Below are 25,587 nucleotides of genomic sequence, written 5' to 3' on the forward strand. Positions count from 1 at the left end.
ACGGCGCCCCTTAATTCAAACGTTAGGGGCTAATACTATGATACTAAAGCATCGCCTCGCTATTACGGGTTTATTTTTCTTCTTATCTACTAGCTTTGTATTTGGTGAGTCTAGCTATGGAAATCCAGTAGATGGTCGCACATATCTAACCAATGGAGAATTTAAAACCTACAGTCCAGAGGGGCAAAATTTCGCCAAAAACGAGAAAGTAACTATAAGTAACGTCCGACTTCTAACTGGTGAGCCTGACTTGAAAGAAAGAGTCCTTGTTGAAGAGCTCGACTCATTTATTAAATCAGCCGAAAATGAGGCACATGCCATTTTGGCAAAAAATATAGCTCCAGCCCGAGTGCTTCTTCAATTCAACTGTCAACCCAATCATCATGTTGTACAAATTGCTAGTCAAGGCAATGCACAAGAAGCTGTACTGCATGAACTTTATGACAAGACAAAAGCCCTTACACCACTTAAAACCAGTGGTGAGGTAATTTTCCAGGTTGAGTTTAATGTTAGCCACTAACCCATCCATCAAGAGGAACTGGCGAAAGCAATCTTCGATGATGGAATTTTCAATAACGAGGGTGGAGCCACCAATGTCGCCAGCTCCTTATGTCAAACGTTAGCAGTCTCATGGAAGCCATCGACCAACTTCAGCGCCACTACATGATGCTTACGCTTGGTGTAGGTGAGATACAACCGTGCATCGACTGGGCAATTGAACGATTGGAGCTCAATCAAGAAGGTGATGATCTAGACGTTATCTTGCTTGCTGCAGCAACAGTACTAGAAGAAGCTTCTCCGTTGGCTCATACGATTTTGGAGCGCTACAAAGGCCCTGAGGCATTGGACAAGCAACTTGCTGCAGGAAAGTACGTGGCGAGTTTACGGCCTTTGCATTTGTCTGGCGCCGAGTCCATTGAGTCGCTCAATGGCAAGTTCACCAAACTCTTTGTCAGTCTTGGGTATCCAAATTGGCTAGTCATGCTCAGCAGAAACTGTGAATACGCTACCGACGTCGATGCATTCCGCGAGCCCTTCGAACAAGAGTTCGAGTACATCGCAGATCTTTGGGGCAAGGCCAGAACACTCACTGAGTTTGAAGCTGCATACAGTCGAGAAGTATCGAACACTCATGATGCGAAATACTGCTAACAAGTCCGTCAACCGGATGCCAAAATGCTGCGCTCCGGCGCCGATTAGGTCAAACGTTAGCGGGTTTATGAGAACGCTCGCAAAAGCTGCTGCCATTCTCGCCTCCTTATCCTTGGTAACTTATGAAAGATTTGCAGAGTTGATGCGTTATGAAGGCGAAACCTAGCGAGTCATATCAAACGGACTCTAACAAAGATGAATTATGAAATGCACTCGTTATCAAGGCAGAATCACTACCTGGAAAGACGAACAAGGGTTTGGCTATATCACGCCCAATAGTAACGGAAAGCAAGTGTTTGTTCATATCACTGCATTTTCAAACCGGCGGCGACGGCCGATTGGCAACGAGATTGTGAGTTATGAAGTCAGTAAAGATGCGAGTGGGAAATTAAAAGCCGAGCGTGTTCAATACATTGATGCACCATCGCGATCAAAGGATGGGCAGTTTCTATTCCTATTTGCCATCATTTTTCTTGTTTGCATGGCAATATCCGTTTTCGCCGGAAAACTGCCATTATGGGTGTTAGGGATCTATTTGCTGATGAGCAGTTGCACACTCATTGCTTACAAGCTGGATAAAAGTGCTGCAAGGCAGAACAATAGACGTACCCCTGAAAAAACCTTGCATCTATTGGCATTAATCGGTGGCTGGCCTGGGGCCATTATTGGCCAGAAACTGTTTCGCCACAAATCAAAGAAGCTTTCTTTTCAAGTGATTTTTTGGGCAACTATTATTCTGAACTGCGCGACATTAGCGTGGCTGCTTTCCATGAATGGTCTCGCTTTTATAGAGCGCGTGATTAGCACATTTTTAAATTAGCCAGGTGTATCAATTACAGAGTGACATGAAATAAAAAAGGAGGGCTATGCCCTCCTTTTTTCACTTCAGTTCGCTAATTATTCGTTACCTTTAGATAACAACACTTTGGCATTGAACTGAATATCTTTCTTGGCTTTGAGCGAAGCGACATAAGCATGTGACATCTCTGCCCCCAGTGCCATCTGATACACTTTAAAGGCTCTGTCCGCCACATCTGGCTGGTCTTTGAGCTTCTGGTTCACCGCAATCACTTTAATCACGGTATAGCCTTTGTTGGCCTCGTTAAAGCCATAGTACGCTGGCAGTGTATGTATGTTGACCTTGAACACATTTCTCATCACACCATCGCTCAAGCCCTGCGCATTTCTGCGATCAACCGTCACGGGCGTAATCCAGTCTGCATTGCTTGCTTTACCGGCCTTTAGCTCAGCCAACAAGGCCTCGCCTTTTTGCTGCACCAATTTATCTGCGGCTTCAGCTTTGAGCAAGCCTTCAATACCGGCTTTAACTTCATCAAAGCTACGAGGCGCTTCTGGGCTGTACTCAACCACGCGTGCAGACACCAGGTTATTCGGTGATACCTCAACGGCTTCGGTATTGCGTTTATCTTTAAGCACGTCATCGGAGAACACCAAGGAAGCAAAACGATCGCTTTTGAAGAACTTGGCGACTTCATCTTTGCTCATGGCTGGAGAAGACTGCAATTGCAGGTTAAATTTCTTGACCGCTGGCTCCATGCTGCCAGATTGCTCATACACAGTATTGCCAAAATCATCGGCCAATTCTGCATATTTGGCTTGTGCTTTCTGGAACAACAATTCGGCTTTAATTTTGAGCTTCATCGAATCAAAATCAGAAGACTCGCCTGTAATGCCTGTCAGCTTGATGATATGGTAGCCGAACTCAGATTCCACCAAATCGCTGATATCGCCAACCTTCATTGAGAAAGCTGCATCCTCAAAAGGCTTGACCATCGCACCACGGCCAAAACTGCCTAAATCGCCGCCCTTGCCTGCTGAGCCTGTGTCTTGTGAAAACTCAATTGCCAGCTTTTCAAAACTCTTAGGATTGGCCTTGACCTGCTTGAGAATGGACTCTGCCTTTTCTTTGGCAGCGGCTTTTTCAGCAGACGTGGCAGTGCTATTAAAGCCGATCAAAATATGGCTGGCCTGACGTTGTTCATTGCCCTGAAATTTAGCCGCATTTTCATCATAGTATTGCTTAACTTCTTGGTCAGTCACGCTGACTTGACCCATCAGGCCTGCAGCAGAGAGCAAAGCAAACTGTAACTTCACCTTGGCTGGTGCAATGAATTTAGTTTTATGCTGGTTGTAATACGCTTGTACCTGCTCAGGCGTCACCGTCACCTGATTCATAAAGTCAGCTACTTTAATATCGGTCACGCTGACTTCACGCTGTTCAAACTCGGACATCAGCGATTGCTCAGCGACTTTTTTCGGCATAAAGACCAGATTGCTCAGGCCTTCTCTTACCTGCTGGACCGCGAGGTCTTTGCGTATGCTCTGCTCAAATTTGGCTGGTGTCAGCTTGTTTTGTGTCAGCAACTGGTTGTAGGTTTCCTCAGAAAACTTACCGTTGCTTTGAAACTCGGGCATGCCAAGAATATGCTGGCTGAGTTGCTCGTCACTGATTTTAAAGCGGTAATCATGAATCGCACCCTCAATCAGCCGACGTGTAATGATGCCTTCCAGCACAGATTGCTTGAAAGCCGGGCTTTCGAGCAAAGCCGTATCGACTTTTTGTCCCTGGGACTGCATATAGTTACGCGCATTTTCCACGGCGTTAGAATATTCCTGCAGGGATATCTTCTGGCCATCAACTTTGGCCACTGCAACCTGCCCACCCGCCTGATTCAAATAGGAGTCGATGCCAAACAATGCAAACGGCACCACAATCAGTGCCAGAATGATTTTTGCCATCCATCCTTGTGTATGTTTTCTAAGTGCTTCCAACATTTTATCGTTTCCATTACCTGATTTTTTGCAACAGCAAACTATACCATAAAGCGATTAAAACCGCCTGAGTGCAACACCCTTCAGGCATTACACCCAAAGATTTGATCCAAAAATAAACCGTACGTTAGCCAATGCACTCGATCAAATAAGCGCTGGAGGTCTGAGAGATTAAAACGAATGGGAAAGAACAGCAGTCGATACTGACAAACATACAAGATAAACCTGATTCCAAATTTGGAATATCAAGTGAACAAATGAGAAGTGTTTTAATCGAATAAAAAGAAAAAAGCCCTGAATAATCAGGGCTTTTATTTGGCGGAGCGGACGGGGCTCGAACCCGCGACCCCCGGCGTGACAGGCCGGTATTCTAACCAACTGAACTACCGCTCCCGGTAATCGTTAAGCTGAAATTATAACATTGTTTTTTATAAAATCAACTAATTTTTTTAATTACTTATTCGGTACTTAGCATTGCTAATTAAAGTAACTTCTTAAGTACCGTGTCACTCAAAAAATTAAGAGCGCAAACTTCGCACTCTTAATTTAAATTGTTTGGTGGGTGCTAACGGGGTCGAACCGCTGACATTCGCCTTGTAAGGGCGACGCTCTACCAACTGAGCTAAGCACCCGTAACAACCACTGGTGTTGCTACTGCAGTTAAGCAACAAACGCTGCTCAACCAAAGAATGCTAGTTTACAGCATCTTTAAGGCCTTTACCAGCCCTAAATTTAGGAGATTTAGCAGCTTTGATGTTAATTGTTGCGCCGGTACGAGGATTACGGCCAGAACGGGCAGAACGCTCACCTACATAGAATGTACCAAAACCAATCAAGGTCACCATATCACCTTTTTTCAATGCACCGGAAATAGCCTCAGTTGTTGCATCCAGAGCACGAGCCGCAGCGGCTTTAGAAATACCAGCAGCACTTGCAATATGATCTATCAATTCTGATTTATTCACGTGTTTCCCCTAATAACTAGTTAAAAAGACAGGTACATCCTGTACCGTCTTTATATCAAGCCGCAAAACGAGCTGTCAAGCGGTATTCCGGCCTTTTGACAATAATTCGCATCAATTTTACTAATGCGTGACAGCTTGCTCGGCATTCCCTTCGCCAGCGGCAACAATCTCGACTGCAGGCGCTTCCACAGCCAACGGTTGCGGTGCTCTTTCCAGCGCAAGATCCAGGACCTGATCTATCCACTTCACGCAATGAATGTCGAGATCCTTTTTGATGTTGGCAGGGATTTCAACCAGGTCCTTTTCATTAGCTGAAGGAATCAATACCGTTTTAATCCCTCCACGGTGAGCGGCAAGCAATTTCTCTTTCAAGCCGCCAATCGCCAGCACTTCCCCACGCAAGGTGATCTCGCCTGTCATCGCCACGTCTGCTCGGGCTGGAATGCCCGTCAGCACAGACACAAAGGCAGTGGTTAAGGCAATACCCGCACTTGGACCATCTTTAGGCGTCGCACCTTCTGGCAAGTGGATATGAATATCCTTCTTCTCGTAAAAGTCGGTCGGAATACCCAATCCTTCTGAACGGCTACGTACCACACTCATGGCCGCAGTGACAGACTCTTGCATCACATCGCCTAACTTACCTGTGGTGATCGTTTTACCCTTACCAGGCAAAGTCACCGCCTCAATGGTCAGCAATTCACCGCCTACCGAGGTCCATGCCAAGCCTGTCACCTGCCCTACCTGGTTATCTTTAGCGGCAACACCAAAGTCATAGCGCTTGACGCCCAGATATTGTTCAATATTCTTGCTGGTGATGTTAATCTTTTTAACGGTTTTGGTTTTGCCTTTGGCCAGCAATTGCTCTTTGACTGCTTTACGGCAGACCTTGGCAATTTCCTGCTCCAGGCGACGCACCCCCGCTTCACGGGTGTAGTAACGCACGATATCGCGCAACACACTTTCCGCCACCGAAATATCGGTAGACTTCAAGCCATGGGCTTTAAGCTGCTTGGGTAACAAGTAGCGTTGCGCAATATTGATCTTCTCATCTTCGGTATACCCTGACAGACGAATAATTTCCATCCGGTCCAATAACGGCTCGGGGATATTCATACTGTTAGCCGTCGCGACAAACATGACGTCGCTCAGGTCATAATCAACCTCGACATAGTGGTCAGCAAAGGTATGGTTTTGTTCTGGATCCAACACCTCCAGCAAAGCTGAAGACGGATCACCGCGCATGTCCTGGCCCATTTTGTCGACTTCATCAAGCAGGAACAACGGGTTTTTCACCCCAACTTTAGTCATGCTTTGCAGCACTTTGCCTGGCATGGAGCCAATATAGGTACGGCGATGGCCGCGAATCTCCGCCTCATCACGCACACCGCCTAAAGCCATGCGCACAAACTTACGGTTGACCGCTTTGGCGATACTCTGTCCCAGCGAGGTTTTACCGACCCCTGGAGGGCCCACCAAGCACAAAATTGGGGCTTTGAGCTTGCCAACACGCTGCTGTACTGCCAGATATTCCACAATACGCTCTTTGACTTTATCAAGACCATAGTGATCCGCATCCAGAATCGCTTCTGCTGCCTGCAAGTCTTTGCTGATTTTGGTTTTCTTTTTCCATGGCAGATTTAACAGAGTATCAATGTAGTTACGTACCACAGAAGCCTCAGCTGACATCGGTGACATCAATTTCAGCTTCTTGAACTCGGCAGTGACTTTGGCTAATGCCTCTTTAGGCATGGCAGCGTTTTTAATGCGCTGGTCCAGCTCTTCCATCTCGGCATTTTCATCCTGCTCACCGAGCTCTTTCTGGATAGCTTTCACCTGCTCATTGAGGTAGTACTCGCGCTGACTTTTTTCCATCTGCCGTTTAACACGGCCACGGATGCGTTTTTCAACCTGCAGGATGTCGATTTCAGACTCCATCAGGTAGAGCAAATGCTCCAGACGCTCAATCACGCTGAGCATCTCAAGCACTTTCTGCTTTTCTTCCAGCTTGAGCGTCAAGTGAGCTGAAATGGTGTCAGCCAGACGACCAGGCTCGTTAATTGTTGCCAGCGAAGTCAGAATTTCGGGGGGAATCTTTTTATTCAGTTTAACGTATTGATCAAACTGGGTCATGACCGTACGCATCAAGGCTTCAGCCTCTTTGTCATCCTGATCTGTTTGCTCAACCTCTTCACCCAAAGCCATGAAGCACTCGTCAGTCTCCACAAAATGGGAAACGCGTACGCGATGCAAGCCTTCTACAAGAACTTTCACTGTACCATCCGGGAGCTTGAGCATTTGCAGTACGGTCGCCAGGGTACCGATTTCATACAAGTCTTCAGCCACAGGATCGTCTTTGTTGGCTGACTTTTGTGCAACCAGCAAAATCTTTTTATCGCCCTCTGAAGCGCGCTCCAACGCTTTGACCGATTTGGTCCGGCCAACAAACAATGGAATCACCAGGTGGGGATAGACGACGACATCGCGCAAAGGCAATAAAGGGATTAAAGCGTTTTCCGGTGTCTCGGAGTCAAGCAAAGTGTGTTCTGTCATAGCGTCTTTCAATAAGTGTCAAAGGAACAAGTCCTTTGCATATAGATGGGAACATTCTTTGAGAATTCAAGAGAGCAAGCATCTCATGCTATTAGATGCTATCTTGCAATAGCCGGACGGCTATTGCAAGCGGGATTTAATGTGCGTTTTCAACGCGTTTTTGTGCATCCTGATAAATCAGAATTGGTTCGGAGGTGTGTTCAATCACGCCAGCATCTACAATCACTTTAGACAAGTTTTTGAGAGATGGCAGCTCATACATCAGGTCTAGCAAAGCGTGCTCGAGAATCGAACGCAGGCCACGTGCACCGGTTTTACGTTCCAGCGCTTTTTTAGCAATTAGACGCAAGGCAGACTCTTCAAACTCCAGCTCAACGCCTTCCATTTTGAACAGCTTCATGTATTGCTTGGTCAGCGCGTTTTTGGGTTCTACCAGAATCGTCATCAGTGCAGCCTCATCAAGAGACTCAAGTGTCGCCACGACTGGCAGACGTCCAATGAACTCAGGAATCAAACCAAACTTGATCAGATCTTCCGGCTCCACTTCACGCAAAACTTCGCCAACCGCGCGCACATCTTCTTTGCTCTTGACTTCGGCACCAAAACCAATACCGCCTTTTTCTGAACGGTGACGAATGACTTTTTCCAGCCCGTCAAAAGCGCCACCGCAGATAAACAGAATGTTAGTGGTATCCAACTGCACAAACTCCTGGTTAGGATGCTTGCGTCCACCTTGTGGCGGCACCGAGGCAATCGTGCCTTCGATCAGTTTCAACAAGGCCTGTTGCACGCCTTCACCAGACACATCACGGGTGATTGACGGGTTATCAGACTTACGGGAAATCTTGTCGACTTCATCAATATAAACAATGCCGCGCTGTGCTTTTTCTACATCGTAATCACACTTTTGCAGCAGTTTCTGCATGATGTTTTCAACATCCTCACCCACATAACCGGCTTCGGTCAGTGTGGTCGCATCCGCCATCACAAAAGGCACATCCAGCAAACGTGCCAAGGTCTGCGCCAGCAATGTTTTGCCAGAGCCGGTTGGTCCAATCAGCAAAATGTTGCTTTTTTGTACCTCAACATCATCTTTGCCAGACTGGTTGCCGTCAGACAAAGGGTTATACCCCAGACGTTTGTAGTGGTTATACACCGCAACAGACAGATTTTTTTTCGCCTGTATCTGGCCAATCACATACTGATCCAAAATAGAGCAGATTTCTTGTGGCGTCGGCAATTTTTTGTCTGCGGACTTGATTTCGTTAAGGCTCTGAATTTCTTCACGAATAATGTCATTGCATAAATCAACGCATTCATCACAAATAAACACAGAGGGGCCTGCAATCAGTTTTTTCACTTCATGCTGACTTTTGCCACAAAACGAGCAATATAACAGCTTCTCGCTGTCAGATTTGTTTGCCATGCTATTCCCCTGCTAGTTACGCGCTGATTAAGCAGCGCTACGTGCGGCAATCACCTGATCTACCAAACCATAAGCTTTGGCAGCGTCAGCACTCATAAAATTGTCACGATCGGTATCGTTGGCAATGGTTTCAATACTTTGGCCAGTGTGATGGGCCATGATGCCATTGAGTTTGTCCTTCAGGTACAAAATCTCTTTGGCATGGATCTCGATATCAGACGCCTGGCCCTGGAAGCCACCCAGCGGCTGGTGAATCATCACGCGTGAGTTAGGCAGGCAGAAACGCTTGCCTTTCGCACCAGCGGTCAGCAGGAACGCGCCCATGCTGGCCGCTTGACCGATACACAGCGTGCTGACATCGGGCTTGATGAACTGCATGGTGTCATAGATAGACATCCCCGCAGTGACCGAGCCACCGGGAGAGTTAATGTAGAGAGAAATGTCCTTGTCAGGATTCTCGGCCTCAAGGAACAGCAACTGCGCCACCACCAGATTGGCGGTCATGTCATTGACCGGCCCCACCAGAAAAATGACGCGTTCTTTGAGCAGCCTGGAATAGATGTCATATGAACGCTCTCCTCGGCCACTCTGCTCAATAACCATAGGGATATATCCCAGGCCTTGTGGCTCCATACGTTGTTGCATCATGCCTTCGTTCGCGTTCATATAATTCATGGTTTAAGCACCTGCCATCATCAATTCATCAAATTTAATTTTTTTGTTTGTTACTTTGGCTTTTTCCAACACCCAGGCAACAACATTTTCTTCGGTCGCCAAGGCCGCTGGCTCATCCAGACGTTTCACATCTGCATAATACCAGTTGACCAGCTCTTCAGGTTTCTCAAAGCTTTGCGCGAAAGTATCTACCATCGCACGTACCTGATCGGCATTGGCCTGCAAGTTGTTGGTGTTGACCAACTCAGTTAAAACCAAACGCAACTTGGCATTGCGCTGTGCCTGCGTTTCAAACACAGAAGGCTCCATAGGCACTTGTGCCGGATCCACACCGCGCTGACGCAGGTTTTGTGCAGCAACCTGCATCAAACGATTAGTCTCGGCCGCAATCACCGCTTTAGGCAATTCAAAGCTGCTCTCATCGACCAAGGCCTGGAAGACAGACTCTTTAACCCGTGCCTTGATACGTTTATCTACTTCTTGCTCAAGGCTTTGCTTGATTTCAGCTTTCATGGTGTCGATGTTGCCATCTTCCACCCCGAGGCTTTTCGCAAACTCAGCATCCACTTCAGGGTAGACTGGCTGCGACACAGAAACAAACTTCACCGCATAAGACACAGTTTTACCTGCCAACTGCGCCGGATTGTGATCTTCCGGATAAGTGATCTCAAATGTTTTTTCGGTACCAGCTTTGCCACCGATCAACGCATCGTCAAATTCTTTCACACGGCCTGGTTCACCGATCACAAGATCAATACCACGGTCGCCAGTACTTTCAACCTGCTCACCATCAATAGAAGCGGTCAAAGTAATGTTAATGCGGTCACCCTTTTTCGACATGCGTTTGACCGGCTCATAGCTCACGCGCTGCTTCACCAACACATCCAATGTTTTTTCCACATCGGCATCGGTCAACTCCAACGCTGGACGCTCAATTTTGACTTTGCTCAGATCGCCCAGTTTCACTTCCGGGAAAATTTCGAAAGTAGCAATGTATTCAAATTCCTCTGCAGCATCCTTAAACGGAATATGCTCGATATTCGGGAAGCCTGCCACACGCAGCTGATTCTGCTCTACCGCTTCACCAAAGCTGGTTTCTACAGCTTTGGAGTACACTTCATCGCGGACCTGATTGCCGTAGTGCTGGTTGACCAAACCCATGGGCGCTTTGCCCGGACGGAAACCAGCAAACTTGGCGGTACGTGAAATTTGCTGTAAACGTTGTCTGATTTGCCCTTCCAGCGGTGCCAAAGGGACTTTGATTGTCATGCGACGTTCCAAGTTGCTGACTGTTTCAACAGATACTGCTGCCATGCTGAACTTCCTGTAAAAATCGTTATTTAACGATGGGTTATGTAAGTGAACGCCATTGAATGCGCATTTAATAATGTTTTCACACAACCTGACCACACTCTAAAGGCAGAGGCCGGCGATCAAATGATGAAAAAAGAGCGTAAAAATATAACACAAGTCTGAATTGAAATAAACTTAAAGCCAGTTTAGCGCAACTGCGCACAACACATGGCTAAAGACACTGTACTTTTAAACGACAACCCCATCAAAATGCGAAATACTCACTACATGAATCGAAGATGGGGCTAAGCACTTTAATTGCAAGCGGCCTAACTCAGCAATGTTTACTCAACATCTTATGCAAGTGCAACAATCGTCTCAATTTCAACCAATACATCGCGCGGCAATTTGGCCACTTGTACGGTGGAGCGTGCCGGGGTGTGCGTGCCAAACACTTCGGCATACACCTGATTCATCGCCACAAAATCATCCAGATTCTTGAGAAACACGGTTGTTTTCACAACTTGCTGCAAACTGCCCCCTGCAGCCTCGATAATAGCCTGCAAATTGGATAGTACTTGACGCGTCTGGGTCTCAATATCGCCATCATTGAGCGTGCCATCCGGGCGCAAGGCGATTTGCCCTGAGGTATAAAGCATATTCCCGACGACAACACCTTGTGCGTAAGGCCCGATCGCGGCTGGTGCATTCGCTGTTTGTACAATATTCATTTTTCGTTCCTTTCAGAGCGTCATTCAAAGATGACTCGCTCAAATCAATCCAGATCATTTGCTTAGGCCGCTCTATCATGACCATTGAACGGCCGCCAAAAACAACAAAGGCCTCCGCAAAGGAAGCCTTTAATTTGTATCCTCCCCCATCGGGTGAGGTGGTGCGAAAGGAGAGACTCGAACTCTCACGCCGCGAGGCGCTGGAACCTAAATCCAGTGCGTCTACCAATTTCGCCACTTTCGCATACTGCCATCGTTCGCTGACAATTCGATATTATACCCTAATTGCATCAGCTTTCACAAACTTGCCGAGTTCAGATTGACAAGCCAGCCGTTCAACTGCAAGATGCCAGATTAATCATCATAAAAACGTTGTTATAGGACAGGATATGCATTCAGCCGAAGAAAACATGCTTAGAGCGGAACTTGAGCTCTTGATGCGAGAGCGTGAAATTTTGCTCAAAATCACCGGGGTGGCTGCCGGACTCATTGCAGAACTCAACACACCGGATTTGCCAATTCGCACGGTGGAAGCCGCTGATTTATTGGCCACGACCATTAATCAGCTGCCAGAAGACCTGTTACAAGACGCGCTGGACGCTGTTCACGCGACCATCGTCAACTAAGTTCTGGTGAAGTGCATGTCTGACATGCGGGCTTGAGATGTGATGCGTCTGCTAGCTTTTGCTTTTCCATGGTTACTGACTGCTTGCGGCACTGCTTTTCAGCCACACCCGATTCCTCAACAAGAAAACATTACCACCATCCATGAAGCGGTGCCGGATGAAGATGGCTTCAAGACGTTTGTTCTAAGCAATGCACCCCAGACCGCCTGGCCTATCCAGACCTGGGATTTGGATAGCCTGACCTTATCTGCGCTTTATTTTCATCCAGCCCTTAAAGTTGCAAAATCCGATTACGCAGTTGCGCTCGCCAGCATCACCAGTGCCGGACTCCGGCCGCAAGTCGGCTTGAACAGCCAGTTAGCGCATAGCAACCAGGCCAATGGTGACATCAGCCCCTGGGCTTACAGCCTGCAAGTGAGTATCCCGCTAATTACTGCTAACAAGCGACAAATCAGCATTGAAATCGCGCAATATCAGGCAGACATCGCCAAAATACAGATCGCGGAAACGGCGTGGATGCTCAGGCAGCAATTGAGCGTAGACTTGATTTTGCTGGCAGAGCAGCAAGCCATGCAGGCAAACTTGAGCAAATTGCAAACAGCACAGGATCAATTGCTGGATGCTTACCAGAAACGGCTGGATGTGGGAGTCGCAGGGCAATCTGACGTGCTGCCGATTCGTTTGCAGCGTGACCAGTCAGCCTGGCAGTTGCAACAAACCAGTGTTCAAATCAAACAGACCGAGCAGAAAATCTTGCATGATGCCGGACTGACCACACAAAACAACCCGCTGTTTAAACTGGCGCCAGTCCAGCTTTCCCAAATTCTCAAGGAGCGCTTTGCGCATGCAGCGGTATATGCCGATGCGACCACCATACAACATTATGCGCTGACCAACCGCATGGACATTCAACGCGGCTTAGCACAATATGCCAAGGCTGAGTCGCAACTGAAACTGGAGATGGCCAAGCGCTACCCCAACCTCTCGCTCAGCCCCGGCATCATGTATGAATATGGCGATAAAATCTGGTCATTGGGATTGAGCACCATGCTGAACCTGCTCAACCGCAATTCGGATTTGTGGGCACAAGCCGAGCAAGTGAGACTGAATGAAGCTGCGCGATTTTATGCCTTACAGCATCAGGTGATTCAATCTTCAGAGCAGGTGCATGTCAAATACCGCGATAGCGCGCATTTGCTGGTCACATTGACACAAACCTATGAACAGCAAATGCAGAGAAAAGCCCAGCTTGCAAAACAGTGGCGGCAAGGGCTGATCGACAAAGTGGAATACTTGCAAGCCGAAATTCAATTTTACAATGCGCAGCAACGGCTCATTTTGCAGCAGGCCAATGTCATGCGGGCATTGCAAGAGATTGAGAACGTAATGCAAACACCCATCGCGCTGTCACAGCGCCCGGTGGTCACCCTAAAACAACAGCAAAAGGCAACAGCCAAATGAATAAAAAAGCGCTGTGGATTATTGTGGTTCAGGTTTTACTGATTGTGGTTCTGATATGGTGCGTTGCCATTCTCGGTCGCGACGAGTATGAATCCGTCCAGAATGACGGAGATGAAACCATTGAAGGCCCCTCAAGAGTAAGCGAGCAAAATGGGTTGCAAGTGGTCAAATTGAATGCAGCCACGCAAAAAAACAGTGGCATCCAGGTGCAGCCTCTGCAAGCCTATCAATATCATGGCAATATCAAGGTGCTGGGTTCAGTGATCTCGATCCAGACACTGGTGGACTACAACAGCCAATACCAGCTACTCAAGTCACAATTGGCACTGGCTGAAAACATGTTGCCTAACCATCAACTGCAATACCAGCGTTACAAGCAACTGAACGAAGACGACAAAAATATCTCTGACAAGGCACTACAAGAAGCGCAGTCAGTGATGATTAGCGACCAGACGCATATCAAAACCACGCAAGAGCAACTCAGGGCGCTCACAGACACCATCGTGGCACAATGGGGCAAACCGCTGGCTACCCTCATCACCCAGCAACCTTCGCAAGGCCCGCTCAATGACTTGATCAAGCAAAAAAAAGTACTGGTACAAGTCAGTTTTCCGTTGAATTATGAGGCACCAGCCACCGACTCCGTTGTTTATCTGACCCCAATTCAAGATGAAGTCACCCCCATCCGGGCAGAGTTTGTTTCGCAATCGATCCAAACCGATATCAGCAATATCGGAAAAACCTATTTTTACAGTGCGCCCGCCGATTATTTGCGGGTAGGCATGCGGGTCAATGTGGTTCCGGCCGAGGCCTCGTCAAAATCACTCAAGGGCGTACTGGTGCCTAACCAGGCGATTGCCTGGCACGGGGGCATCGCCTGGATTTACATCAAGACCCAGCCAGATACCTTTTTGCGCAAACCGGTGGCCTCTGATATTGAACTCGAGCACGGCTGGTTCGACACCCATTTAACGCCCGGCACAGAAGTCGTCACCCATGGTGCACAGTTGTTGTTGTCGGAAGAGTTCAAATTTCAGATCAAGAATGAAAATGAAGATTAATCTGCAACTGTTTGAAAAAAATAGAGATTTCAAACCATGATGGCAGCCCTAGTCAGATTTTCCATCCGCTTTTACGGTGTCATCATCGGCCTGGCCCTGCTGGTAGTACTGTATGGTGTTTATAGCCTGCAGCAAAGTGATCTGAATGTTTTTCCAGAGTTTGCGCCAACACAGGTGGTGATTCAAACCGAATCGCCGGGATTGTCCGCCAGCCTGGTAGAAAAAATGGTGACACAACCGATTGAAAACGTGCTCTCCGGATCGATAGGCATCAAAAGCTTACGTTCGCAGTCGATTCCAGGCTTGTCCATCGTCACCGTCGTTTTCCAGGACAAGTCAGACATATACCGCAATCGGCAAATGGTTGCGGAGCACCTGAACATGCTGGGCAATCTGCTACCTGCAGGCATTATTCCCAAAATGACTCCGCTGACCTCGTCCGCCAGTACCGTTCTCGGGCTGGGTATTACCTCGGAGACGCTGTCGCTGATGGCGCTACGGACCCTGGTCGATTGGCAACTGACTCCGCATTTGATGAGCATACCTGGCGTGGCTGATGTCAATGTCTATGGCGGACAAGTGCGTCAGTTTCAAATCAAGATTGATCCGCGCAAATTGATGCTATACCAGCTGAATGTGCAAGATGTCGTCAATGCAGCCTCCCGCGCAACTGGAGTCAGAGGGGCCGGGTTTATCCAAAATGACAATCAGCGCCTCATTCTGAATACGCAAGGGCAAACCACGACACCACAGCAACTCGCACACATCACCCTGCTCCGCAAACTTGGCCGGACCATTCGCATCAGCGATGTGGCCGAAGTCGCAGAAGGTGCGGCCCCCTCCATTAGCAGTGCGGCGATCAATGGCAAGGTGGGCGTCTATCTATCGGTGCAAGGGCAATTGGGGGCCAACGTATACGCCCTCACCAAACAGCTGGAGCAAAAACTGGCAGAGATACAGCCCAGCTTGCAACGCGCGCAAGCAACCTTGCACACCGGCCTGTTCCGCCCGGCCAACTTTATTGAAACGGCGATTCACAGCCTGCGCTCCGATATATTGATTGGTTCCATACTGGTCATCGCCGTCTTGTTTGTATTTTTGTTCAACGTGCGTACGGCCGTCATTTCCGCCACGGCCATTCCCTTGTCACTGCTAACCGCCATTGTGGTGCTCTACCAGTGTGGTGCAGGTCTGAATATCATGGTGCTGGGGGGGCTGGCGATTGCACTGGGCGAAGTGGTGGATGACGCCATTATTGATACGGAAAATATTTTCCGCCGCCTACGCGAAAACCGCCAGCTTGCACAGCCACAACCTGTGACAACCGTGGTTTTTCAAGCTTCGATGGAGGTGCGCAGTTCGGTGGTCTACGCCACCATGATTGTCGCGCTGGTATTTTTACCGTTGCTGACCTTGACAGGGGTAGCAGGAAAATTGTTTGCGCCATTGGGCTACGCTTATATTTCTGCCATCTTAGCCTCATTATTCGTCGCCCTCACCCTTACCCCTGCACTCTGTTATCTGTTGCTGGCGAAAGCGCCTTTAGATGCGCAAGAATCACCTTTATTACACTGGCTCAAGCACCGTTATGTCGCCCTGCTCCACCGCATTGAACAGCATTATCAGCTCATTCTGCTGAGCAGCTTTGTGTGTATTGCACTCGGCCTGGCCCTGCTGCCTTTATTCAGGAGCCAATTTATTCCCTCCCTGCACGAAGGGCACTACGTATTGCACATGACTACCGTGCCAGGGACCTCAGAGCTGCAGTCACTCAAGCTGGGCAATCAGGTCACTAAAACGCTGCTGGAAATCCCCGGAGTGAAAACGGTCGCCCAATGGGTAGGCCGGGCCCCGAATGCAGCAGATACGTTTGGCACACACTACAGCGAGTTTGAGGTCGAGACTGGCACCTTGCCCGGCGCTGAGCAGGAGCGTATTTTTCATGCCATCCGAGAGGAGCTGGCTGGCGAATCCACGGACGAAGAGGATGACGGTAAAGTGGAAGTGGGATTTGTCGGCGCCAATTTTGCCATGAATACGTTTTTAACCGAGCGGATTGAAGAAACCATCTCGGGCTACGCCGCTGGCTTGGTGATTAATATTTACGGCCAGGACCTGGATGCCCTGGACAGGGATGCGCAAAAAGTCGCCAGTGTATTGGCCGGGATACGCGGCATTCGAGATGTCATGGTGCAATCCCCACCTGAAACGCCAGAGATTGTGATTCGGCTCAAGCAGGAAAAACTGGCATTGTGGGGGTTGCAGCCTATGGACGTCCTGGAGACGGTTAAAGCCTGCTATGAAGGGGTGCCTGTCAACCAGGTTTACATTGGCAATCGCGCGGTCGGTGTCAGCGTGCTGCTCAATGATGCCGCACGCGACGATATCGCCGATATGCGCAACCTGCCTATTTTCAACCCCGAAGGCCAGATGCTCAAGCTGTCTGATGTCGCTTATGTTGCGCAGGAAGGTGGACGGTCAAAAATCCTGCATTCAGGTGCCAAACGCATCCAAACTGTCACCGCCAATATGGCCGGGCGTGACCAGACATTATTGCTTAAACAGATACAAAGCGCTTTACATGAAAAGATGACACTCAATCCCGGCAACTATCTTGAATTTTCGGGTGAGGCTGAAGCTAACGCGCAATCGCGTCAGGACCTAATTGTTCATTCGCTGGTCGCTGGCATCGCCATTTTTCTCATGCTGTACATGGCGTTTGGCCGGCTGCGTAACCTCCTGCTAGCCTTTGCCAATCTGCCTTTTGCCTTGATTGGCGGCGTAGTGGTGACCTTTTTTAGTGGCGGCTGGATCTCGGTAGGCACATTGGTGGGGTTCGTCACCTTGTTTGGCATCACGTTGCGCAACTCCATCATGATGGTATCGCACTTCCAGCATCTGGTGGATCATGAGGGCTGTGAATGGAATCTGGAGACCTGCATTCGTGGCGCCTCAGAACGGCTGCCTTCGGTGCTGATGACCGCCTTGGTAACAGCGTTAGGCTTACTCCCGCTCGCCATTGGCAGCGGCGAACCCGGGCGGGAGATTGAGGGCCCGATGGCGACCATTATTGTCGGCGGGCTGGTGTCTTCAACAATTCTTAATTTGCTGATTCTGCCCACGATCATGCTGCATTTTGGCAAATTTGAGCAGACAGCCCCTCAGTAATGTGCCTGGCTAAACCTGCATTACGCAGTTGAAATACTCGTCACGCCACAACGATCAAAATGGCTGGCATCAAAGCCGTGCTCGCACAGTGTGTATTGACTCTGATGCACCACCCGGGTTTTAAACCGCGCCAGCCTGAGGAGCGCGGTAACTCCGGTGTCTATCATGCCCATCTCCTGCAATTGTGGCAATGTCAGCGCCTGGTCTAGGCTCAGCAAGCGTTCATCAGACTTCACCAGCAACAACTGGCAAGCATCCAGTTGCAAAGCCAACCACGCGGCCAGGCTATCCGAGGTCACGTCCCAGCTGTGCGGCAGCGGATATTCCGTGGCAAATGCCTGGTTTAATGCCATTTCACTCGGCAACCAGACCAGGCCACGGTGTTGCCAGCCACGCTCGGCAATTTCAAAGGGATTACGCACCAGGGTTAGCGCGGGCATCATCGCTACCAGGCTACGTGCCATTTGATCCATGGCGTAAATTGCCAGCGCATGCGCCTGACTGTCATCGATATGTCCCTCAGGCATCGTCGCCCGCAAGCGCTGGAACTCACGTACCGCATCAGCATACACACCGCCCCCGGGGACGATGATCACCTTACCATCCCCCCAGCGCACCACCAGCTTTAGCCATTGCATCAGGCTATCATAGTGGGTCACGCTACCCCCTAGCTTGATCACCCACATCGCATCTTCCTGAACATTAGTTTTTTGCTGACCATTCGTTTTTTGTTTTAAATGCCGCAACCAGCTTGAAGAACTGCGACGCCTTGTCAAAGGTTTCCTGATACTCTTTGGCGCAATCCGAATCAGCGACAATGCCACCGCCGGCAAAAAACGTCATGCGGTCTTGGGCAATGACCGCCGTTCTAATCGCAATATTCGTATCCATACAACCATCAAAGCCAATGTAGCCGATACTGCCGCAATAAATCCCACGCCGATGCGGCTCCAACTCCTCAATAATTTCCATCGCACGCAACTTGGGCGCACCAGTAATAGAGCCGCCAGGGAAGCAACCGCGCAGCAAATCCAGCGCATGAAACCCATTGGCCAGCTGACCACGAACGATGCTGACCAGATGATGCACATTGGTAAATCGCTGCAATTTGAATAACGCTTCGACTTTCACCGACCCAACGGCACACACCTTGCCGATATCGTTGCGCAACAGATCAACAATCATGAGGTTCTCGGCGCGGTCCTTGATACAGCCGGATAACTCCTGGGCAATCGCTGCATCTTGCTCAGCATCGAGGTGACGCGGACGAGTGCCTTTGATCGGACGCGTTTCCACCTGTTGATCCACCACCTGCAAAAAACGCTCAGGCGACATGGAAAGGACCGAAACAGGCAACCCCTCCCCGTCCTCCACTTGCATCAACGCCATAAAAGGCGCACGGCTCAATTGCCGGAAATGATCATACGCTTGACAGGCGTCACCGCGCACCTCCACGGCAAAACGCTGCGCAAGGTTAATCTGATAGCAATCCCCGGCACGGATGTAATCTTTGACGCGTGTAAAGGCCTGAGCATAAGCTGCTTGATCCAGATTGGCCTCTACGTTGCCGACGACTTCAAATGGTACGCTATTGCATTCTGGCGCCACGGATAGCAACCTGGCATGCAGTTGCTCAAGGCCTGCTTGATCCAGATAGCGTAAATGCGAAACCAGCTTGCACTGCCGTGCATGGTGATCCACGATGATCGCCCAGTCATAAATGCCCACCATCATCTCTGGCAACGGCACGTCCTGTTGTGCCATCACTGGAATGTTTTCAATACTGCGACCCAAGTCATAGGCAAAATAGCCGAGGGCGCCCCCTGCAAACGGAACCTCAGGGGTACGTTCAACAGGATGGGAGAGCAACCATTGCTGAATGGCTTTGAAAGGATCTTCTTCCGTGCGGGTGCGCTGCTCATCAACCAGCACGTCTGTGTGCGGATGCCGATGAATTATTCTCGCCACAGGGGCAGCCACCACAATATCAAAGCGCGCCCCCAGGCTGATCTCTTCATCCACGGTCGCGACTGCATCTGTTTTCTCAATCTGCCCACTTTCAAGCAACATGGGCCAAGTGAGGTCTCTCACCTGCTTGAACCAATGCATGCCTTCAGCATACGGGAGCGTCAGCGTATTCAATGTCGTTGCTGCCATAACCTCGCCACTGCATAGGCCGGAAAACATACCTCTGCATCCTTTTTTAAACTTGCCTCAGCGGCCTCTACCACAGTAGAAGCAGCGTAGTACTTCATCCCCAATTCGTCAGCCAATTGGCTGACCAGAAAACTGCCCGCACCAAGACCCACCAAGGTCTGCGGTCGGTCTTGTCCCTGCGCGATCACTGCCTGAATACTGTGCTTGATTAAGGTGAGCTGCGCTGCTTTAAACGCCTGCGCCAGAGACTGCCAGAGGTTGTCCTCGGCTGATTCGACATCATGCCCAACCATACGAGCGATGCGCCGCATGCTTTCTAACAGCGATTTGCCTTGACCATCCGCCGTGTCTGCCAGGTCATCGCTGGCCGGCAGCTCGCCCAAAATACGGTAGACATCCGCCGTGGTGGCAAAATACTCGGCAGCGATATGGCGCTGTGCACCTTGCCATTCAATAAATGGCCCAAGCGCCATCAGCGGCGTGCGGACGACACCGGTATAACAGAGCCCAGATTGCCGCATACGTTCGGCATCTGTCCAGCCTGAGGGCAAGACCTGTTGCTGCTGACATCGTGTCAGATCGCAAGTCGTACTGCCGATATCAACCACAACCATCGCGGCATCAGGCAAGGCCATGGCCAGACATTGTGCTGAGGCATGCCAATTCATCGATGCAATCGTTTCCGCCTGGCCTGTCACATTGTCGGTAAAGGTCACGCCTGAACGCTTTGTGGCCTGATAAAATCTGGCGGCTGGCAAATAGCGATGGACCGTTTCCGCAATTGCTTGTACGCCTTGTGCCCGATTTTCAAATAAATCCACCAACTCGCCGGTCATGGTAATGACATGATCGCATTCGTCCGCCGACAATTGCCAGTCATGCAACAGCTGCTTGATGGCCTCCTCCAATCGCGGCAGGCCTTTCCATAAAGCGCATGCCTGCTGTGAAACGTTGAGTACCTGCGATTGTGTATCCAGCATCACCGCTTTGACATGCGCACCGCCAATATCCCATCCAATGACAGGTTTAGACCTGGTCATATCCCCCCTCTTGCAATGTGTTCAGCGTGAGTCTTAGCGAGCTGCTAGCCACGTCTGCTTGTAACTGATTGTTTAATACTGCCTGCAGTATGACACCTGCCGGATTGCTGTTCATTATCCTCGACAATCCAATATACGGAGTGGTTAATCGTGGATTGATTTCAACCAGCACCAAGGCGCCCGCAGCATTCAAAATCATATCCGCCCCCCAATAACCGATCAGGCCCGGGATCGCGCGATGGACTTGCTCGGCCAGTCGCTGCATGGCGAGGATCTGATCCGTCGCTTCATTTACGCCAGCCCCGTTAAAAGTAAATTCACCGTTGACGATTTCCACCTGCTGACGATGCGCAGCGATCACTTTTACCTCGTTAGCGGTAGCCACCACTGACATGCTCAAGGCGATGCCTGGCACATAGGGCTGTAGCAAAAACTGCGTCTGACTCAGCAAGGAATTATTGATTAAATTATTTTTAAATTCAATCAGTTCAGAATCTTTTTTAAAGTAATATGTTGCAGTGCAACCCGCGCCATCATCAGGTTTCACTACCCAGCCATGCAACTGCCCCTGAGCATACCAGGACAGCGATTCAAATGTGGTCAGTTCAGCCAACATCACGTGTGGCACCACTGGCACACCGGCCTGGTGACAAAGCTCAGCCATGCATGCCTTGCTGGTGGTGTCGGCAATAGCCTGTGCCGTGCATCCGACCCATGGAATACCCATGTCTTGCACCAGATGACACAACGCTTGCAGAATCCCCTGCGTTTCGGGTGCGATCACCCAACAGGCATCAATGTCCTGCTCAGCGAGTTGCTGTTGCCATACCGAATGCGCATTTTCATGCGCCTGTATGGCAACACTCTGCGCCATTGCAGGCGGCATCACGCGGTAGTCATGGCTAGTGATACAATCCATGCCCAGCGCAGCCAGGTCTGCCAATAGGGCGTCTCGCATCAACAGCCCTTCCTGCAGCAAACTGGCAGGCAAGGCTTCTGCAACCAAGCCGCCGGCGCTGATGTATTCACAAACCCAGATTTTGAAACGAGTGCTATTTTGCATATTCTTCCCGTCATCGATTTGATGCATGGCCAGGTGGTCCAGGCCATACAAGGCCAGCGCCAGCACTACCGTCCTATTCAATCGCAACTGACGGAGAGCCATGCCCTGATCGATATCGTGGCAGCTATTTTACAAGTTTATCCGTTTGACTGCCTGTATATTGCAGATTTAAATGCCATCACTGGCCAAGGCACGTTGCCGAACCACCTGTCCTTGATCCAGCAGGCGATGGTCGAGTTCCCGCAATTAGCCTGGTGGATAGACGCAGGTTTTCAAACCGCCGACCAGCTGATTCCTTGGCAATCTGCCCGCATCACCCCTATTCTGGCCAGTGAGTCTATGCAAGATGATCAAACCTATGCACAAATGCGGCAAACGTGCCCAAACAGCCTACTCTCGCTGGACTTTTTCCAAGATGGCTTTCATGGGCCCACCCAACTGCTCTCAGCGCCACAGCAATGGACACACCCCACCATCGTCATGAGCTTGCCCAAGGTCGGGGCAAATCGCGGCCCAGACCATACACAACTGGCCACGCTCAAAGCGCAGCATCCGCAACAAGCTTTATATGCCGCTGGTGGCGTACGTGATGCGCAAGATATTGAAACCTTATCGCAGGCAGGCGCCAGCGGCGTATTGATCGCCAGTGCGCTGCATCAAAAGCAACTCACAGCACATGATTTATCCAAATGGGGCGCATAAAAAAACCGGTCATACGACCGGTTTTTTATAGGCCAAGCCTAAACACTTACTCAAGGTTTGCATGCAATGCGCGCATGCCTTCTTCTGTCAGGCCTTTAGCATGAATCAATTCAGAAATCGCGCCTTCAAGGAATACCAAGGTCGACAGCTCGAACTGACCACCCATAGGCATGCCTTTGACCAGTGGGAAGCTGTCATCCTGACCAATTTGAATCACCAGGTCAGCCACATCTGCCATGGCAGAAGTTTTCTTCATGGAGATAACCACCAGTTTTGCGCCCACTTCTTTGGCTTTTTTCACAAATGGCAGCAACGTCGCTGTACCACCGGAACCAGAAACCAATACCAGCAAGTCACCTTTTTTGATGGCTGGAGTCACTACTTCACCGATCATGTAAACGCTGTAACCGGAGTGTACCAGGCGCATGGCAAAGAAACGTGAGACCAGCAGTGAGCGACCTGCGCCACCAATGAACGTAGAACCTGCCTCATCAACCAACTTGAGCAGCTCAGCTGCTTTTGATTTGTCGGTCACGTCAAGAATGCGTTTCAGGTTGTCCAGAATAAATTGTTGATGATCCATTTTTAAATCCTGTGTAAACATAAAATTGAATAAAAAACCCGACACATTACTGGGTCGGGTTTTTATGATCGCTAATCAATAATTGCTTATTGATGCTTAAATGAATTAAGCGTGAGCGATAGCAGTGATTTCTGCAGCAGCAGCAGCTGGGTCAGCAGCGCCGTAGATAGCAGCACCAGCAACGATGATAGTCGCGCCAGCGTCACGTACTTGAGCAGCTGTAGCAGCTTTAACGCCACCAGCAACAGAGATGTCAACACCCAGGTTCAAACCGGCAACAGCAGCCAGGTCAGCAAATGGAGTTTGACCAGCAGCTTGTTGGTCCAAACCAGTGTGGATACCGATGATGTGTGCACCAGCAGCAGCAACTTCTTTAGTTTTAGCAACTTTGTCTTCAACGCTGATCAGGTCAACTTGAGCTTTTTTGCCGTATTTGTTAGCAGCTTTGATTACGCCTTTGATTGTACCGATGTCGGATACGCCCAAAACTACGCAGATGTCAGCACCAGCTTTGTAGAATGGCTCAGACTCGTACTCACCAGCGTCCATAGTTTTCAGGTCAACCAGGATCTTGTTGTTTGGGAACTTAGCACGCAAAGTTTCCAGCAATTTGATACCGTTGTGCTTGATGCATGGTGTACCGATTTCCAGAATGTCAACGTGTGGAGCAACTTTTTCTGCCAAAGCGATAGTTGCGTCGAAATCCAATGAGTCTAATGCCATTTGTGTTAATGCCATGTTTTTCTCCAAAAGTTAAAATTTAAATGCTATTGCTAGCGTACTACCAATTCAAGCTGGTCGCCCATAGTAAGCTCGCAGCCAAAATAAGTCAATGTTGCAGGCCAATTTATGCCTGACTTAAAAGCCACACGGGCAGTGATCTGCCCGTGTGCATTATCGCATGGCGATATTACAGTTTTGCGGCTAATGCAGCTTCCAGTTTGTTCTGGTCAGCCACGAAACCACGGATACCTTCAGCCAATTTCTCTGTCGCCATTGGATCCTGATTCAATTCAAAGCGGAACTGCTCTTCTGTCAATTTGGCAGGGACTTCTTTGGTTTTTCCGCCATCTTTCAACACTTGAGTCAATGTACCTTCAGTTGCAGCCAACTCTTGCAGCAGGTTTGGAGACACGGTCAAACGGTCACAACCAGCCAAGGCAATCAGCTCGCCAGTGTTACGGAAAGAAGCACCCATTACCACGGTTTTGTAACCGTGTTCTTTGTAGTACTGGTAGATCGCGCGCACAGAAACCACACCTGGGTCAGTTTCTTGTGTGTACTCAGTGCCTGGGTTTTTCGCTTTGTACCAGTCGAGGATACGGCCAACGAATGGGGAGATCAGGAATACGCCAGCTTCAGCACAAGCACGGGCTTGACCAAAACCGAACAGCAAAGTCAGGTTACACTGGATGCCTTCTTTTTCCAGAATCTCACCGGCCTTGATACCTTCCCAGGTAGAAGCCAGTTTGATCAATACGCGGTCTTTGCTGATGCCAGACTCTTGGTACAGGCTGATCAATTTGCGACCTTTAGCAACCATGGCGTCGATATTGAAAGACAGACGTGCATCCACTTCTGTAGAAATACGGCCTGGAACCACTTTAGTGATTTCAGCGCCAATCAACACAGCCAATTTATCCGCTGCGTTCTCAATTTGTTGCTCTTTAGAGCCGCCTTGTGCTTTAGCATAAGCAATGGCAGTGTCAATCAATGGTGCGTATTCAGGGATTTGGCTAGCCTTCAACACCAGAGATGGGTTTGTGGTTGCATCCACAGGTTTAACACTTTTAATTGCTTCAACATCACCAGTGTCAGCCACGATGGTTGTCATTGCTTTCAACTGATCTAATAAATTTGCCATTCGATTGCTCCTAAAAATTGCAATTATCGTTTACGTATTGTTATACACAAAAACCTCGAACATTATAACTGAATTTATTTGAGTTGGTTAAGCCTCGTTTTGGCCTTGGATAAGCCCCGGGGCCAGGCCCACCTCACACACAACGCGTATTTTTTTGATTAAAATCAAATGATTGAGCCGGATTTTTACAGTGAATAAAGGCGCTTTGACTTTTCATTTACCCCCTTTTCGGGCACAATTCACCTTTTTTGCAAGTAATCTATCCGTTGGGCAT

Annotated in this window: 22 protein-coding genes and 3 tRNA genes; 8 read left to right on the forward strand and 17 right to left on the reverse strand. The window is 49.3% G+C overall.

The window, feature by feature from the left end; translation table 11 throughout:
* Positions 1–37 precede the first annotated feature (37 nt).
* The 3 genes from AACH41_RS07580 to AACH41_RS07590 all read left to right on the forward strand — a co-directional run bounded on the left by AACH41_RS07580 (position 38) and on the right by AACH41_RS07590 (position 1,972).
* Positions 38–520: a hypothetical protein gene (locus tag AACH41_RS07580; RefSeq protein ID WP_338654165.1), complete on the forward strand. Its 483-nt coding sequence runs from the start codon at positions 38–40 to the stop codon at positions 518–520.
* Between the two features lie 110 nt (positions 521–630).
* Positions 631–1,152, forward strand: coding sequence for a hypothetical protein (locus AACH41_RS07585; protein WP_338654167.1), 522 nt, complete (start codon positions 631–633; stop codon positions 1,150–1,152).
* Positions 1,153–1,354: 202 nt separating this feature from the next.
* On the forward strand, positions 1,355–1,972 hold the full coding sequence (locus AACH41_RS07590) for a cold shock and DUF1294 domain-containing protein (RefSeq protein WP_338654169.1): 618 nt from the start codon (positions 1,355–1,357) through the stop codon (positions 1,970–1,972).
* A gap of 77 nt (positions 1,973–2,049) precedes the next feature.
* On the opposite strand, the gene AACH41_RS07595 is transcribed toward AACH41_RS07590, so the two are convergent.
* The 10 genes from AACH41_RS07595 to AACH41_RS07640 form a co-directional block, all read right to left on the reverse strand.
* Positions 2,050–3,948, reverse strand: a complete 1,899-nt coding sequence (locus AACH41_RS07595; RefSeq protein WP_338654170.1) for a SurA N-terminal domain-containing protein — start codon at positions 3,946–3,948, stop codon at positions 2,050–2,052.
* Between the two features lie 313 nt (positions 3,949–4,261).
* Positions 4,262–4,338: transfer RNA gene (locus AACH41_RS07600), tRNA-Asp, on the reverse strand.
* Positions 4,339–4,501: 163 nt separating this feature from the next.
* Positions 4,502–4,577 (reverse strand) — tRNA-Val (locus AACH41_RS07605).
* Positions 4,578–4,637: 60 nt separating this feature from the next.
* Positions 4,638–4,910, reverse strand: a complete 273-nt coding sequence (locus AACH41_RS07610) for an HU family DNA-binding protein (RefSeq protein ID WP_018985281.1) — start codon at positions 4,908–4,910, stop codon at positions 4,638–4,640.
* A gap of 120 nt (positions 4,911–5,030) precedes the next feature.
* A complete protein-coding gene (gene lon / locus AACH41_RS07615; RefSeq protein WP_313987602.1) occupies positions 5,031–7,463 on the reverse strand; it encodes an endopeptidase La in 2,433 nt (810 codons plus the stop codon).
* A gap of 136 nt (positions 7,464–7,599) precedes the next feature.
* Positions 7,600–8,889 (reverse strand): ATP-dependent Clp protease ATP-binding subunit ClpX, encoded by a 1,290-nt coding sequence (gene clpX / locus AACH41_RS07620; RefSeq protein ID WP_194747643.1) that lies wholly within the window; start codon positions 8,887–8,889, stop codon positions 7,600–7,602.
* A 27-nt stretch (positions 8,890–8,916) separates the two neighbouring features.
* Positions 8,917–9,564 carry an ATP-dependent Clp endopeptidase proteolytic subunit ClpP gene (gene clpP / locus AACH41_RS07625; protein ID WP_275355305.1) on the reverse strand — a complete coding sequence of 216 codons (648 nt, stop codon included), beginning with the start codon at positions 9,562–9,564 and terminating at the stop codon, positions 8,917–8,919.
* A 3-nt stretch (positions 9,565–9,567) separates the two neighbouring features.
* Entirely contained in the window at positions 9,568–10,878 is a 1,311-nt protein-coding gene (gene tig / locus AACH41_RS07630) for a trigger factor (protein ID WP_194747645.1), read from the reverse strand.
* 335 nt (positions 10,879–11,213) lie between these two features.
* Positions 11,214–11,588 (reverse strand): RidA family protein, encoded by a 375-nt coding sequence (locus AACH41_RS07635; RefSeq protein ID WP_338654183.1) that lies wholly within the window; start codon positions 11,586–11,588, stop codon positions 11,214–11,216.
* Between the two features lie 159 nt (positions 11,589–11,747).
* A tRNA-Leu gene (locus AACH41_RS07640) sits at positions 11,748–11,832 on the reverse strand.
* A 145-nt stretch (positions 11,833–11,977) separates the two neighbouring features.
* Here AACH41_RS07640 and AACH41_RS07645 point away from each other — a divergent pair.
* From AACH41_RS07645 to AACH41_RS07660, 4 genes are read left to right on the forward strand one after another with little or no spacing between them, the layout of a single operon-like run.
* Positions 11,978–12,214 carry a hypothetical protein gene (locus AACH41_RS07645; protein WP_194747649.1) on the forward strand — a complete coding sequence of 79 codons (237 nt, stop codon included), beginning with the start codon at positions 11,978–11,980 and terminating at the stop codon, positions 12,212–12,214.
* A gap of 42 nt (positions 12,215–12,256) precedes the next feature.
* Positions 12,257–13,675: a TolC family protein gene (locus tag AACH41_RS07650; RefSeq protein WP_338654186.1), complete on the forward strand. Its 1,419-nt coding sequence runs from the start codon at positions 12,257–12,259 to the stop codon at positions 13,673–13,675.
* Positions 13,672–14,736 (forward strand): hypothetical protein, encoded by a 1,065-nt coding sequence (locus AACH41_RS07655; RefSeq protein ID WP_338654188.1) that lies wholly within the window; start codon positions 13,672–13,674, stop codon positions 14,734–14,736. The genes AACH41_RS07650 and AACH41_RS07655 overlap by 4 nt, the downstream gene beginning before the upstream one ends.
* A 36-nt stretch (positions 14,737–14,772) precedes the next feature.
* Positions 14,773–17,904 (forward strand): efflux RND transporter permease subunit, encoded by a 3,132-nt coding sequence (locus AACH41_RS07660; protein WP_338654190.1) that lies wholly within the window; start codon positions 14,773–14,775, stop codon positions 17,902–17,904.
* Positions 17,905–17,924: 20 nt separating this feature from the next.
* Here the strand turns inward: AACH41_RS07660 and AACH41_RS07665 are convergent, their stop codons facing one another.
* The 4 genes from AACH41_RS07665 to AACH41_RS07680 are packed head-to-tail and all read right to left on the reverse strand — an operon-like array spanning position 17,925 to position 22,164.
* Entirely contained in the window at positions 17,925–18,590 is a 666-nt protein-coding gene (locus tag AACH41_RS07665) for a hypothetical protein (RefSeq protein ID WP_338654193.1), read from the reverse strand.
* A gap of 16 nt (positions 18,591–18,606) precedes the next feature.
* A complete protein-coding gene (pabB, locus tag AACH41_RS07670; RefSeq protein ID WP_338654196.1) occupies positions 18,607–20,061 on the reverse strand; it encodes an aminodeoxychorismate synthase component I in 1,455 nt (484 codons plus the stop codon).
* The gene (locus AACH41_RS07675) at positions 20,043–21,101 is read right to left on the reverse strand and encodes a hydantoinase/oxoprolinase family protein (RefSeq protein WP_338654199.1); all 1,059 of its coding nucleotides are present in this window, start codon (positions 21,099–21,101) and stop codon (positions 20,043–20,045) included. The genes pabB and AACH41_RS07675 overlap by 19 nt, the downstream gene beginning before the upstream one ends.
* Positions 21,088–22,164 (reverse strand): ATP-grasp domain-containing protein, encoded by a 1,077-nt coding sequence (locus tag AACH41_RS07680; protein ID WP_338654202.1) that lies wholly within the window; start codon positions 22,162–22,164, stop codon positions 21,088–21,090. Before AACH41_RS07680 ends, AACH41_RS07675 begins: the two co-directional genes overlap by 14 nt.
* Here AACH41_RS07680 and AACH41_RS07685 point away from each other — a divergent pair.
* The gene (locus AACH41_RS07685) at positions 22,159–22,866 is read left to right on the forward strand and encodes a HisA/HisF-related TIM barrel protein (protein ID WP_338654205.1); all 708 of its coding nucleotides are present in this window, start codon (positions 22,159–22,161) and stop codon (positions 22,864–22,866) included. The two genes, AACH41_RS07680 and AACH41_RS07685, sit on opposite strands and share 6 nt — an antisense overlap.
* A gap of 46 nt (positions 22,867–22,912) precedes the next feature.
* Here the strand turns inward: AACH41_RS07685 and hxlB are convergent, their stop codons facing one another.
* The 3 genes from hxlB to tal all read right to left on the reverse strand — a co-directional run bounded on the left by hxlB (position 22,913) and on the right by tal (position 25,313).
* Complete coding sequence (hxlB, locus tag AACH41_RS07690) at positions 22,913–23,449, reverse strand: 6-phospho-3-hexuloisomerase (protein WP_091470596.1); 537 nt, start codon at positions 23,447–23,449, stop codon at positions 22,913–22,915.
* 105 nt (positions 23,450–23,554) lie between these two features.
* Positions 23,555–24,187, reverse strand: a complete 633-nt coding sequence (gene hxlA, locus AACH41_RS07695; RefSeq protein WP_194747659.1) for a 3-hexulose-6-phosphate synthase — start codon at positions 24,185–24,187, stop codon at positions 23,555–23,557.
* Positions 24,188–24,359: 172 nt separating this feature from the next.
* A complete protein-coding gene (tal, locus tag AACH41_RS07700; protein ID WP_194747660.1) occupies positions 24,360–25,313 on the reverse strand; it encodes a transaldolase in 954 nt (317 codons plus the stop codon).
* Positions 25,314–25,587: the final 274 nt, after the last annotated feature.

The organism is Methylophilus sp. DW102 (assembly GCF_037076555.1).
Classification (GTDB): Bacteria; Pseudomonadota; Gammaproteobacteria; order Burkholderiales; family Methylophilaceae; genus Methylophilus; species Methylophilus glucosoxydans.

Bases quoted from the DNA above. Each gene is read 5' to 3' on its own strand.
- AACH41_RS07580 (WP_338654165.1), top strand. From the start codon at position 38: ATGATACTAAAGCATCGCCTCGCTATTACGGGTTTATTTTTCTTCTTA.
- AACH41_RS07585 (WP_338654167.1), top strand. From the start codon at position 631: ATGGAAGCCATCGACCAACTTCAGCGCCACTACATGATGCTTACGCTT.
- AACH41_RS07590 (WP_338654169.1), top strand. From the start codon at position 1,355: ATGAAATGCACTCGTTATCAAGGCAGAATCACTACCTGGAAAGACGAA.
- AACH41_RS07595 (WP_338654170.1), bottom strand. From the start codon at position 3,948: ATGTTGGAAGCACTTAGAAAACATACACAAGGATGGATGGCAAAAATC.
- lon (WP_313987602.1), bottom strand. From the start codon at position 7,463: ATGACAGAACACACTTTGCTTGACTCCGAGACACCGGAAAACGCTTTA.
- clpX (WP_194747643.1), bottom strand. From the start codon at position 8,889: ATGGCAAACAAATCTGACAGCGAGAAGCTGTTATATTGCTCGTTTTGT.
- clpP (WP_275355305.1), bottom strand. From the start codon at position 9,564: ATGAATTATATGAACGCGAACGAAGGCATGATGCAACAACGTATGGAG.
- tig (WP_194747645.1), bottom strand. From the start codon at position 10,878: ATGGCAGCAGTATCTGTTGAAACAGTCAGCAACTTGGAACGTCGCATG.
- AACH41_RS07635 (WP_338654183.1), bottom strand. From the start codon at position 11,588: ATGAATATTGTACAAACAGCGAATGCACCAGCCGCGATCGGGCCTTAC.
- AACH41_RS07645 (WP_194747649.1), top strand. From the start codon at position 11,978: ATGCATTCAGCCGAAGAAAACATGCTTAGAGCGGAACTTGAGCTCTTG.
- AACH41_RS07650 (WP_338654186.1), top strand. From the start codon at position 12,257: ATGCGTCTGCTAGCTTTTGCTTTTCCATGGTTACTGACTGCTTGCGGC.
- AACH41_RS07655 (WP_338654188.1), top strand. From the start codon at position 13,672: ATGAATAAAAAAGCGCTGTGGATTATTGTGGTTCAGGTTTTACTGATT.
- AACH41_RS07660 (WP_338654190.1), top strand. From the start codon at position 14,773: ATGATGGCAGCCCTAGTCAGATTTTCCATCCGCTTTTACGGTGTCATC.
- AACH41_RS07665 (WP_338654193.1), bottom strand. From the start codon at position 18,590: ATGTGGGTGATCAAGCTAGGGGGTAGCGTGACCCACTATGATAGCCTG.
- pabB (WP_338654196.1), bottom strand. From the start codon at position 20,061: ATGGCAGCAACGACATTGAATACGCTGACGCTCCCGTATGCTGAAGGC.
- AACH41_RS07675 (WP_338654199.1), bottom strand. From the start codon at position 21,101: ATGACCAGGTCTAAACCTGTCATTGGATGGGATATTGGCGGTGCGCAT.
- AACH41_RS07680 (WP_338654202.1), bottom strand. From the start codon at position 22,164: ATGCAAAATAGCACTCGTTTCAAAATCTGGGTTTGTGAATACATCAGC.
- hxlB (WP_091470596.1), bottom strand. From the start codon at position 23,449: ATGGATCATCAACAATTTATTCTGGACAACCTGAAACGCATTCTTGAC.
- hxlA (WP_194747659.1), bottom strand. From the start codon at position 24,187: ATGGCATTAACACAAATGGCATTAGACTCATTGGATTTCGACGCAACT.
- tal (WP_194747660.1), bottom strand. From the start codon at position 25,313: ATGGCAAATTTATTAGATCAGTTGAAAGCAATGACAACCATCGTGGCT.